Annotated in this window: 7 protein-coding genes and 1 tRNA gene; 4 read left to right on the top strand and 4 right to left on the bottom strand. The window is 72.8% G+C overall.

Going from position 1 to position 11,882, the window contains the following annotated elements; genetic code table 11:
• Positions 1 to 108: 108 nt before the first annotated feature.
• Together lysA and argS are read right to left on the bottom strand one after the other, a co-directional pair.
• Positions 109 to 1,521: a diaminopimelate decarboxylase gene (gene lysA, locus G3T38_RS00255; protein ID WP_163770063.1), complete on the bottom strand. Its 1,413-nt coding sequence runs from the start codon at positions 1,519 to 1,521 to the stop codon at positions 109 to 111.
• A gap of 4 nt (positions 1,522 to 1,525) precedes the next feature.
• Complete coding sequence (gene argS / locus G3T38_RS00250) at positions 1,526 to 3,208, bottom strand: arginine--tRNA ligase (protein WP_163770060.1); 1,683 nt, start codon at positions 3,206 to 3,208, stop codon at positions 1,526 to 1,528.
• Between the two features lie 127 nt (positions 3,209 to 3,335).
• On the opposite strand from argS, the gene G3T38_RS00245 reads away from it, so the two are divergent.
• Positions 3,336 to 3,408, top strand: a tRNA-Arg gene (locus G3T38_RS00245).
• An 81-nt stretch (positions 3,409 to 3,489) separates the two neighbouring features.
• On the top strand, positions 3,490 to 4,698 hold the full coding sequence (gene purT, locus G3T38_RS00240) for a formate-dependent phosphoribosylglycinamide formyltransferase (protein ID WP_163770058.1): 1,209 nt from the start codon (positions 3,490 to 3,492) through the stop codon (positions 4,696 to 4,698).
• Between the two features lie 20 nt (positions 4,699 to 4,718).
• On the opposite strand, the gene G3T38_RS00235 is transcribed toward purT, so the two are convergent.
• Positions 4,719 to 5,213 carry a DUF427 domain-containing protein gene (locus G3T38_RS00235; RefSeq protein ID WP_163770056.1) on the bottom strand — a complete coding sequence of 165 codons (495 nt, stop codon included), beginning with the start codon at positions 5,211 to 5,213 and terminating at the stop codon, positions 4,719 to 4,721.
• A 216-nt stretch (positions 5,214 to 5,429) separates the two neighbouring features.
• Between G3T38_RS00235 and G3T38_RS00230 the strand changes: the two genes are divergently transcribed.
• On the top strand, positions 5,430 to 9,209 hold the full coding sequence (locus tag G3T38_RS00230; RefSeq protein ID WP_163770053.1) for a multifunctional oxoglutarate decarboxylase/oxoglutarate dehydrogenase thiamine pyrophosphate-binding subunit/dihydrolipoyllysine-residue succinyltransferase subunit: 3,780 nt from the start codon (positions 5,430 to 5,432) through the stop codon (positions 9,207 to 9,209).
• A 109-nt stretch (positions 9,210 to 9,318) separates the two neighbouring features.
• A complete protein-coding gene (locus tag G3T38_RS20835) occupies positions 9,319 to 9,495 on the top strand; it encodes a DUF6104 family protein (protein WP_174267464.1) in 177 nt (58 codons plus the stop codon).
• 12 nt (positions 9,496 to 9,507) lie between these two features.
• Here G3T38_RS20835 and G3T38_RS00225 read toward each other — a convergent pair whose 3' ends face one another.
• The gene (locus G3T38_RS00225) at positions 9,508 to 11,877 is read right to left on the bottom strand and encodes a protein kinase domain-containing protein (RefSeq protein WP_163770051.1); all 2,370 of its coding nucleotides are present in this window, start codon (positions 11,875 to 11,877) and stop codon (positions 9,508 to 9,510) included.
• Positions 11,878 to 11,882: the final 5 nt, after the last annotated feature.

Below are 11,882 nucleotides of genomic sequence, written 5' to 3'. Positions count from 1 at the left end.
CGCTCGGGGAAGGCCCCGCGACCGCCTCGGCGTCGTTCTCGAGCACACGGGGAGCCCCCGCACCGTATCCGGCCCGGGGCCCCACCACGGGATCGGCCTCGGGCTGGCTCACTCCTCGGACCCGCCGACGTCGGTCGCCAGGAGGTCGTCGAACGTCTCGCGGCGCACGACGACCCGGCTCTCGCCGTCGCGCACGGCGATCACGGGCGGGCGCAGCGCGTGGTTGTAGTTGGACGCCATCGACCGGCAGTAGGCGCCCGTCGCGGGCACGGCCAGCAGGTCGCCCGGCGCGACGTCGGCCGGCAGGAACTCGTCCTTGACGACGATGTCGCCGGCCTCGCAGTGGTGGCCCACGACGCGGGCGAGCTCGGGCGCCGCGTCCGAGGCGCGCGAGGCGAGGGTGCAGGAGTAGTCCGCGTCGTACAGGGCCGTGCGGATGTTGTCGCTCATGCCGCCGTCGACGGAGACGTACGTGCGGCGGGCGCCGCCGTCGAGGGCCACCTCCTTGACGGTGCCGACCTCGTAGAGCGTGAAGGTCGACGGACCCACGATCGCGCGTCCCGGCTCGATCGAGAGGTGCGGGACCGCGATGCCCAGGCCGCGGCACTCGTGCTCCACGATGGCGCGCATCTCGGTGGCGAGCACCGCGGGCGTCGAGGGGTCGTCCTGGGTCGTGTAGGCGATGCCGAACCCACCGCCGAGGTCCGTCTCGGGCATGGTGTGGCCCAGCTCGGCCGCCACGCGGGCGTGGAGCGCCAGCACCCGCTTCGCCGCGACCTCGAAGCCGGCGGAGTCGAAGATCTGGCTGCCGATGTGGCTGTGCAGCCCCCGCAGCTCGAGGCCGTCGGCGGCCAGCACGCGCCGCGCCGCCTCCAGTGCGTCGCCGGAGGTGATCGAGAAGCCGAACTTCTGGTCCTCGTGGGCGGTGGCGATGTACTCGTGCGTGTGGGCCTCGACGCCGGCGGTCACCCGGATCATCACCGGCGCGCGGCGCTCGGCGCCCGCGGTGAGCTCCGCGAGCCGCTCGATCTCGTGGAACGAGTCGACGATGATGCGACCGACGCCGACCTCGAGGGCACGGCGCAGCGCCCGCACCGACTTGTTGTTGCCGTGGAACCCGATGCGCGCCGGGTCGACACCCCCGCGCAGCGCCACCGTCAGCTCGCCCTCGGAGCAGACGTCGAGGCAGAGCCCCTCCTCGGCCACCCAGCGCGCGACCGCGGTGCAGAGGAAGGCCTTGCCCGCGTAGTAGACGTCCCACCCGGCGAACCCGTCGCGGAAGGCCCGGGCGCGACCCCGGAAGTCGTTCTCGTCCAGCACGTACGCCGGCGTGCCGTGCTCGGCGGCGATGCGGGACACCGGCACCCCGGCCACCGTCAGCTCGCCGGCGGCGTCCTTCGCGACGTTCGCCGACCACAGGTGCTCGACGAGCGCGTTGGTGTCGGCGGGCTCGCGGAGCCAGGCCGGGCCCCTCAGGGCACCCTCGGCGTGGGCCCAGCCGGCCTCGTGCGCGCGGACCATCTCGTCACATCCTCTCGGGAGCAGAGACGCCGAGCAGGCCGAGGCCGTTCGCGACGACCTGGCGCACGGCGTGCGCGAGCACGAGACGCGCCTCGTTCGTCGGCGAGACCGGCTCGTCGCCCTGCGGCAGCATGCGGCACTCCCTGGTGTCGTACCACTTGTTGAACACCGACGCGGTGTCCTCCAGGTAGCGCGCGATGCGGTGGGGCTCGCGCAGCTCGGCCGCGGTCGCGACGACGCGCGGGAACTCGGCGAGCGCCCGCAGCAGCTCGCCCTCGCGCTCGTGGGAGAGCAGCGCCGCGTCGAAGTCGTCACCCAGGGCGTCGGGCAGCCGCATCCCGAGGTCGGCGGCGTTCGCGATCATCCGGCAGGTGCGGGCGTGCGCGTACTGCACGTAGTAGACCGGGTTGTCGGCCGACGCCCGGGTGATCTCGGCGATGTCGAGCGTCAGCGGCGAGTCGGCCGGGTAGCGCGCGAGCGAGTAGCGCAGCGCGTCGACGCCGATCTCGTCGGCGAGCTCGTTGAGCGTGACGATCGTGCCCTTGCGCTTCGACAGCTTCACCTCGACCCCGTCGCGCAGGATCTTCACGAGCTGCCCGATGAGCACGTCGAGCGTCTCGTCGGGGTCGTCGCCCACGCAGGCGGCCATGGCGCGCAGACGGTTGACGTACCCGTGGTGGTCCGCGCCCAGCAGGTAGAGGCAGCGGTCGAAGCCGCGCGCCCGCTTGTCCAGGTAGTACGCCGTGTCGGACGCGAAGTAGGTCAGCTCGCCGTCCGACTTGATGAGCACGCGGTCCTTGTCGTCGCCGAAGTCGGTGGTGCGCATGAAGAGCGCGCCCTCCGACTCGTAGACGTGACCGAGGGCCTTCAGGCGCGCCAGCGTGTCGGGCACCGAGCCCGACTCGTGCAGCGAGAGCTCGGAGAACCACACGTCGAAGTGCGTCTGGAAGGCCTCCAGCGTCTCCCGCTGCTCGCGCAGCTGGATCGCGTAGCCCTCGGCCCGCACGGCCGCGCGGCGCTCGTCGGCCGGCAGGTCGAAGATCCCGGGACGGGCCGCCTCGACGGCGGCGGCGAGCTCCGCGACGTACGCCCCGGCGTACCCGTCCTCGGGAGCCGGCCGCCCCAGGGCGGCCGCGATGATCGAGTCGGCGAAGTGGTTCATCTGCACGCCGCGGTCGTTGATGTAGAACTCGCGCGTCACCACGGCGCCCGCGGCGTCGAGGACGCGGCCGATCGCGTCGCCGAGCACGGCCCAGCGGGTGTGGCCCAGGTGGAGCGGGCCGGTGGGGTTGGCGGAGATGAACTCGACGTTGACCGTCAACCCGTCGAGCGTGTGGGAGCGCCCGTACGTCGCGCCCGCGGCCACGATGTCGGCGGCCACCTGGCCCTGGGCGCCGGCGTCCACCGTGATGTTGAGGAAGCCCGGTCCGGCGATCTCGATCCCGGCGACACCCTCGGCCTGCTCGAGCCGCTCACCGAGGAGCGTCGCGAGGGCGCGCGGGTTGGTGCCCGCCTTCTTCGCGAGCTGGAGCGCGACGTTGGTCGCGTAGTCGCCGTGCCCCTTCTGGCGGGGTCGCTCGATCGTCACCGTCGTCGGGACGTCGGCGTCGGCCAGGGCGAGGGAACCGTCGGCGACGAGCGCCACCAGGGCGTCGCGGACCGTCGTGGAGAGCTGCTCGGGGGTCACCGACCCAGCGTATCGGCGCGGGGCTCCCGGCCCGGCATCGATATCGGGGGCCGACCTGATTCGCGGCGACCCCGGTGGGGTTGTAAGGTCGTCCCAGCCTCAGGACCGGTCGTGACCGGTCGGGCGGGCCTCCGTAGCTCAGGGGATAGAGCACTGGTTTCCGGTACCAGGAGTCGCAGGTTCGAATCCTGCCGGGGGTGCAACACCGAAGGGCCCGGACCGCACGCGGTCCGGGCCCTTCGTCGTACCGGCTGGCCGCGCCGTCCCCCTACCCTGGGCGCGTGACGATCCTGGGCACCCCCCTCTCCCCCGGCGCCACCCGCGCCCTCCTCCTCGGCTCCGGCGAGCTCGGCAAGGAGGTGGCCATCGAGCTCCAGCGCCTCGGCGTGGAGACGATCGCCGTCGACCGGTACGCCGACGCCCCGGCCATGCAGGTCGCGCACCGCAGCCACGTCATCGACATGCTCGACGGCGCCGAGGTACGGCGCGTGATCGAGCTCGAGCGGCCCGACTGGGTGATCCCGGAGATCGAGGCCATCCACACGCCCACGCTGCTCGACCTCGAGGCCGAGGGCGTCACCGTGGTGCCGACGGCCCGCGCGGCGCGCCTCACGATGGACCGGGAGGGCATCCGGCGGCTCGCCGCCGAGGAGCTCGGGCTGCCCACCTCGCCGTACCGGTTCGCGGACACGTTCGAGGACTTCGCTGCGGCGGTCGACGCCGTCGGGACCCCGTGCGTGGTCAAGCCGGTGATGTCGTCGTCGGGCAAGGGCCAGTCCGTCGTGCGCACCCCGGCCGACGTCGAGACGTCGTGGCGCCACGCGCAGGAGGGCGGCCGCGCGGGAGCGGGTCGAGTCATCGTCGAGGGGTTCGTGGACTTCGACGTCGAGATCACGCTGCTCACCGTCAAGCACGCCGCCACCGACGGCGGGCCGGACGTCATCTCGTTCTGCTCCCCCATCGGCCACGTGCAGGTGGACGGGGACTACCGCGAGTCCTGGCAGCCCCAGGCCCTCGACGACGCCGTGCTCGCCCGCGCCCAGGAGGTCTCGGCCGCCGTCGTCCGCGAGCTCTGCGGGGAGGAGGGTCGCGGGCTCTTCGGGGTCGAGCTGTTCGTCGCCGCCGGCGAGGTCGTGTTCTCCGAGCTCTCTCCCCGCCCCCACGACACCGGTCTCGTCACGCTCGTGTCGCAGGACCTCTCCGAGTTCGCCCTCCACGCGCGGGCCGTGCTCGGGCTGCCGATCCCGAACATCCGCGACCGCGGACCCGCGGCGTCGTGCGCCGTGCTGCTCGAGGGCGAGGTGACCGCCCCGCGGTACGCCGGCGTCGACGCCGCCCTCGCCGAGCCCGACACCGCCGTGCGGGTCTTCGGCAAGCCGGCCGTGTCGGGACGCCGCCGTATGGCCGTCACCCTCGCCCTCGGCGAGGACGTCGACACCGCGCGGGCGACCGCACGACGCGCTGCCTCCCGGATCACCGTCGCGGACTGAGGCGGCGGCCGGCGGCCGGTTCACCACCCCCAGGTGCCGGGTGCGCCCTTGAACGGCCCGACGACCCGCGAGGTGATCCAGCCGCCGTAGAACCCGCCGGGCTGGGGCTCGACCTCCTCGCCGTCCACCGTGCAGCGGTCCACGGCTCCCGGCATCACCGCGAAGGTGCCCACGAGGTCGACGAAGCGCGGCGTGGGCGTCGGGTAGGTCCACGCTGCCCGCGGGGCCCGGCGCGTGCCGCCGACGAGATCGGCGTACGCCGCCTCCCCCTTCCACTCGCAGGTGGTGGTGCCGTCGACCGGCTGCACGGCCCCGTCCGCGAACGCGTCGCGCGGCAGGTAGTAGGTGGGCGGGTGGCTCGTCTCCAGCACCCGCCAGGACGTGCCGGTCGACGCGATCCGCACGCCTCCCAACCAGACCTCGACCCGCTCGCTCGAGCGCACCAGGGCCGGCGGGCGCGGGTAGTCCCAGACCGACTCCTGCTCGGGGCCGGGCTTCTCGGGGCGGGGGCGCATGGCACCAGGCTAGGTCGGGGCCGGAACCCCGGGCCGGAGCAGTGCGACGAGACGTGATCTCGGACACGATGAACGGTCCAATCGGACGGGTCGGGCCGGTACCGACGGGTAGGGCGACCGGGTGGCAACCCGGCCCCTGCAATTGTTGCCGCCAGGGACTAGCCTGGGTGGCCGTACCCACCCCGTCGCGTACTCCCGGAAGAGGCGAACCTAGCCGTGCCGCAGTCCCCTGGCAGCCCATCCACATCGACCGTCGACTTCGGAGCCAACGAGTGGCTCGTCGACGAGATGCGTGAGCAGTTCGAGCGTGACCCGGACAGCGTGACCCCGGAGTGGAAGGCCTACTTCACGACGGGCACCACGAACGGCTCGAACGGCAACGGCTCGGCCCCCGAGAAGCCCGCCGCACCCGCTGCCGCACCCGCTGCCGCCAAGGCCCCGGCCAAGGCGCCCGCGAAGGCGCCGGCCAAGGCCCCCACCAAGGCGCCCGAGCCCGCGAAGGCCGCCGAGAAGCCGGCCCCCGCCGCGGCGCGGTCCACGCCCACCCCCCAGGCCAAGCCGCGCCCCGCGGGCCAGGCGTCCGAGCCCGGCCAGGGCGGCACCAAGCCGGTCGCGAAGGAGAACCCCGTGGCGGCCGCTGCGACCACGTCCGACGCCCCGACGTACACGGTGCTCCGCGGCGCTCCCGCGCGCACGGTGCAGAACATGGACGCCTCGCTGGAGGTGCCGACGGCGACCTCCGTGCGCGCCGTCCCCGTGAAGCTGCTCTGGGACAACCGCACCGTCATCAACAGCCACCTCGCCCGCGCCCGCGGCGGCAAGGTGTCCTTCACCCACCTCATCGGCTACGCGCTGGTGCGGGCGCTGAAGACCATGCCGGAGATGAACGTCGGCTACGAGGTCGTCGACGGCAAGCCCAACCTGGTCACGCCGGCGCACATCAACCTCGGCCTGGCGATCGACATCCAGAAGGGCGACCAGCGCCAGCTGCTGGTGCCGTCGATCAAGGCGGCCGAGTCGATGGACTTCGCGGCGTTCTGGACGGCCTACGAGGAGATCGTGCGCAAGGCGCGCGACTCCAAGCTGACCATCGCCGACTTCCAGGGCACGACGATCTCGCTCACCAACCCGGGCGGCATCGGCACGGTCCACTCCGTGCCGCGCCTCATGAAGGGCCAGGGCGCCATCATCGGCGTGGGCGCGATGGAGTACCCGGCGGAGTGGCAGGGCGCCTCCGCGGAGGCCATCGCCCGCAACGGCATCAGCAAGGTCATGACGCTGACCTCGACCTACGACCACCGCGTGATCCAGGGTGCGCAGTCGGGCGAGTTCCTCAAGCGCGTGCACCAGCTGCTGCTCGGCGCCGACGACTTCTACGACGACATCTTCCGGGCGCTGCGGATCCCCTACGAGCCCATCCGCTGGAGCAACGACATCGCGACGTCGCACGACGACGAGATCTCGAAGCAGGCGCGCATCCTCGAGCTGATCCACGCCTACCGCGTGCGCGGCCACCTCATGGCCGACACCGACCCGCTGGAGTACAAGCAGCGCAGCCACCCCGACCTGCGGGTGGAGACGCACGGGCTCACCCTGTGGGACCTCGACCGCGAGTTCGCCACCGGCTCGTTCGGCGGCGAGGGCCGTCGCTTCATGAAGCTGCGGGACATCCTCGGCATCCTGCGCGACAGCTACTGCCGCACGATCGGCATCGAGTACATGCACATCCAGGACCCCGAGCAGCGCCGGTGGATCCAGGAGCGCGTCGAGCAGCCGCACACGAAGACGCCCCGCGACGAGCAGCTGCGCATCCTGCTCAAGCTCAACCAGGCCGAGGCGTTCGAGACGTTCCTGCAGACCAAGTTCGTCGGCCAGAAGCGGTTCAGCCTCGAGGGCGGCGAGACGACCGTCCCGGTGCTCGACGAGATCTGCGAGGCCGCTGCCGAGGCGTCGCTCGACGAGGTCGCGATCGGCATGGCCCACCGCGGCCGCCTCAACGTGCTGGCGAACATCGTCGGCAAGAAGTACAGCCAGATCTTCCGCGAGTTCGAGGGCAACATCGACCCGCGCACGGTCCAGGGCTCGGGCGACGTGAAGTACCACCTGGGCGCCGAGGGCGAGTTCGTCGCGGACAACGGCGACAAGGTCAAGGTGTCCGTCGCGGCCAACCCCTCGCACCTGGAGGCGGTCGACCCGGTGCTCGAGGGCATCGCGCGCGCCAAGCAGGACGTGCTGAACCGCGGCGACGCGTTCCCGGTGCTCCCGCTCCTCGTGCACGGCGACGCGGCGTTCGCCGGCCAGGGCGTCGTGGCCGAGACGCTCAACCTGTCCCAGCTGCGGGGCTACCGCACCGGCGGCACGATCCACGTGATCGTCAACAACCAGGTGGGCTTCACCACCTCGCCCGGGTCGTCGCGCTCGACGCTCTACGCGACCGACGTCGCCCGGATGGTGCAGGCGCCGATCTTCCACGTGAACGGCGACGACCCGGAGGCGTGCATCCGCGTCGCCCGGCTCGCGTTCGAGTACCGCCAGGCCTTCAACAAGGACGTCGTCATCGACCTCGTCTGCTACCGCCGCCGCGGTCACAACGAGGGCGACGACCCGAGCTTCACGCAGCCGCTCATGTACGACCTCATCGAGCAGAAGCGCTCGGTGCGCAAGCTCTACACGGAGTCCCTCATCGGTCGTGGCGACATCACGATCGAGGAGGCCGAGCAGGTCCTGCGCAACTACCAGGAGCAGCTCGAGCGCGTCTTCACCGAGGTCCGCGAGGCGACCGGCCAGCCGTCGGAGTGGACGACCGTGCCGGACTACCCGGAGAAGCCCGCGGGCGAGACGCAGACCGCGATCTCGCTCGAGGAGATGAAGCGCGTCGCGGACGCCTACACGACCCCGCCGGAGGGCTTCACGGTCCACCCGAAGGTGCTGCCGCAGCTGCAGCGCCGTGCCGCGGCGATCGCGAACGGCCCCATCGACTGGGCCACCGGCGAGATCCTCGCCTTCGGCGCGCTGCTCATGGACGGCCGCCCCGTGCGCCTCGCCGGCCAGGACTCGCGTCGCGGCACGTTCGTGCAGCGCTTCGCGACGATGATCGACCGCACCAACGCCGACGAGTGGACGCCGCTGTCGAACCTCACCGAGGACCAGGCGAAGTTCCACGTCTACGACTCGCTGCTCAGCGAGTACGCCGCTCTCGGCTTCGAGTACGGCTACTCCGTCGCGCGTCCCGAGGCGCTCGTGCTGTGGGAGGCGCAGTTCGGCGACTTCGTCAACGGCGCCCAGACCGTCATCGACGAGTTCATCTCCTCCAGCGAGACGAAGTGGCGCCAGCGCTCGGGCGTCGTGCTGCTGCTGCCGCACGGCTACGAGGGCCAGGGGCCCGACCACTCGTCGGCCCGCATCGAGCGCTTCCTGCAGATGTGCGCCGAGAGCGCCTTCGTCGTCGCCCAGCCGTCGACCCCGGCGTCGTACTTCCACCTGCTCCGGCAGCACTCGCTGAGCGAGCGCCACCGGCCCCTGGTGGTCTTCACGCCGAAGTCGATGCTGCGCCGCAAGGAGGCCGCCTCGCAGCCCGACGACTTCACGTCGGGCACGTTCCAGCCCCTCATCGGCGACGCCGAGGCGGACGCGTCGAAGGTGTCGACGCTGCTGCTCTGCTCGGGCCGCGTCACCTGGGACCTCACGGTCGAGCGCGCCAAGCGGGACAACGGCTCGTCGTTCGCCATCGCCCGCGTCGAGCAGCTCTACCCGACGCCCGACACGGCCATCGCCGAGGAGATCGCGAAGTACCCGAACCTCGAGCGCGTGCGCTGGGTGCAGGACGAGCCCGAGAACATGGGCCCGTGGCCGCACCTGCAGCTCAACTCGTGGCCGCTCATCGAGAAGTTCACGGTCGAGCCGGTGACGCGCAAGCAGTCGGCGTCGCCCTCCGTCGGCACGGCGAAGCGCCACGCCGAGGAGCAGAAGGAGCTCATCGCGCGCGCGTTCGCCTGATGCGCTGACGCACGGACGGGCCGGTCACCCTGGGGGGTGGCCGGCCCGTCGGCGTACCGGGGTCGTGGTCGGGTCGTCCGCCGCCGGACGCGGAGGGAGAATGGTCGCCATGTACTTCACCGACCGCGGCATCGAGGAGCTGGAGAAGCGACGGGGCGACGAGGAGGTCACGCTGGCCTGGCTCGCCGAGCAGCTGCAGGCCTTCGTCGACACCCACCCGGAGTTCGAGACGGCCGTCGAGCGGCTGGCCACGTGGCTGGCGCGCCTCGACGACCCCGAGGACTGAGCGTCCCCGGGCTCAGTCCTGGTCCGGCTCCGCCTTGGCGCCCACGATCTCGTCGACCGGCTCCGTGATGATCTCGCCCGACTCGTCGTAGCCGAGCACGCTGAACCGGCCCGACTCCAGGTCGTGGTCCGCGTCGATGGGCGCGTCGACGGCCACCCCGCGGTAGCTGACCTCGTGGCCGCCCTCGAGCAACGCGGCGCAGCGGCGGAAGGTGACGCACTCGGTGCCGCCCTCGCTGCCGGCCACGGCCCGCAGGTTCGCGGCGACGGTGGCGCCGTCCGTCGCCTCTCCCCGCACCGCGGCGAGCGCCGCGAGCACGACGCCGTCGTAGGTCTCGGCCGCGAGCGTCGAGATCGTGAGGTCGGGCCCGTCGGTCGCCGCGGACCAGTCGTCGAGGCGCTGCACGAACGCCTCGTTCGGCCGGGCACCGTTGACGAGGGCGGAGACGGTGCCGAAGAACGCGGGGTACCCCTCCACCGCCAGCTGGAAGCTGCCGCCGATGGTGACGACGTTCGCCCCCGTCTTCGCCGGGGCGTAGGCGTCCATGAACAGCGAGGTCGGCTCGGTGAGGACGACGACGGTCTCGGCTCCGCTCGCGACGACCGCCGCCGCGTCGTCGGCGAAGTCGCTGTCGACGGCCAGCTCGGTGTCGGTGCAGCCGTACACGCACTCCGAGCCCGCCGCCTCCGCCGCCTCCCGCAGCCGGTCGCGGTCCTCGATCTGGTCGGGTGCGCCCCGCTGCGCGACGAAGGCGATGGTGTCGGCCGTGTTCTCCTGCGCGAGCCGGGCGAACGCGGCGTCGTAGGCGGTGGTGTCGCCGATGGTGCGGAAGAAGTAGGGCGAGATCCCCGACAGCTCGCTGTCGGTGGCGCCGACCGCCACGAGCGGCACCTCGGCGTCGCGGAACTCGGGCACCACCGCCTCCGCCACCTCGGACCGCGTCGGTCCGACGACGACGGACATGCCCTCGTCGATGAGGGTCGCCGCACTGTCCTCGCCCGACTCGAGGTCGAGCGCGTCCCCCGCCTCCTCGACGGACTGGCACACGGGCTGGCCGAGCACCCCGCCGGCGGCGTTGATGTCGCTGACGGCGAGCCCGAGACCGGCGGTGGTCGGCCCCCGGTACGTCGCGTCGTTCGACGCCAGCGGCAGCAGGCCGCCGACGCGCAGGGCGTCCGCCGCGGCGCCGCCCTCCCCGCACGGCGTCACGGTGTAGTCGGCGTCGACGACACCGGCCTGGTCGTCGTCGGCGAAGGGGACGTCCGCCAGGGGCACGTCGCCGCCGTCGTCCGCGCGGTCGTCGCCAGCGAGGAGCCGGACGCCGACGATGCCGCCGGCCACGACCACGACACCGGCGAGGCCCGCGGCCAGCCACCACCGGCCGCGGCCCGAGGAGGCCCGGCCGGCGCGGCCGCCGCGGTCGGCGCGCGCCGGCCCTGGGGCGGGGGCGGGGTCGGCGCGTCGGCGCCCCTGGGTCGGCCGGTCTCCGGAGGCCACCGCGGAGGAGGGCAGGGACGGGACCGGGCGGGCAGGGACGGCCCCCGGCGCCCCCGCGCCCCGGGCCACGCGGTCGATCATCGCGAGCAGCGCCCGGGCCGACTCGGGGCGCTGCGCGGGGTCCTTCGCCATCAGCTGCCGCAGGAGGTCGTTGATCGCCCGCTCGAGCGGCCCGTGCTCGGGCAGCTGCGGCACGGGTGCGTTCATGTGGGCGAGGGCGACCTCCATCTCGCTCCCCGCCTCGTAGGGCGTGCGGCCGGTCAGCATGACCCACAGCAGGCAGCCCAGCGCGTAGAGGTCGGTGCCGACCGACGCGGGCACGCCGCGGTGGCGCTCGGGCGCCAGGTAGGCCCACGTGCCGACGACCCCGCCCGTGCGCGTGTGGCCCGCGTCCTCGGTCTGCGCGATGCCGAAGTCGCAGAGGTAGGCCCGCACGCCGCCGTCGCCCAGCCGACGCAGGAGCACGTTCGAGGCCTTGATGTCCCGGTGCAGCACGCCGGCCTCGTGGGCGGCCTGGAGCCCGCTGGTGACCTGCCGCAGGAGGTCCAGGGCCATCGCGGGCGGCATCGCGCCGTACTGGCGCAGCCACGCCGACAGGTCGCCGTCGGGGATGAGCTGCATCGCCAGGAAGAGCGAGGAGTCCCGCTCGCCCGCGTCGTGGATGGTGACGACGAAGGGGGACTCGAGGCGCGCGAGGGTGCGCGCCTCGCTGAGGAACCGCGCGCGGTAGTCCGCGTCGGCGGAGAACTGCTCGGAGAGCACCTTGAGCGCGACCTCGCGCTGGAGGTCGCGGTGGACCGCGCGGTAGACCACGCCCATGCCGCCACGCCCGATGCGCTCGCCGACGTCGTAGCTCCCGAACTCGGCTCCCGGTCGCGGCAGCACGGCTC

This window comes from Nocardioides zeae, assembly GCF_010686755.1.
Lineage (GTDB): Bacteria > Actinomycetota > Actinomycetes > Propionibacteriales > Nocardioidaceae > Nocardioides > Nocardioides zeae.
The sequence above is the reverse complement of the archived record's forward strand: the minus strand, read 5'-3'. Positions and strand labels throughout refer to the sequence as shown.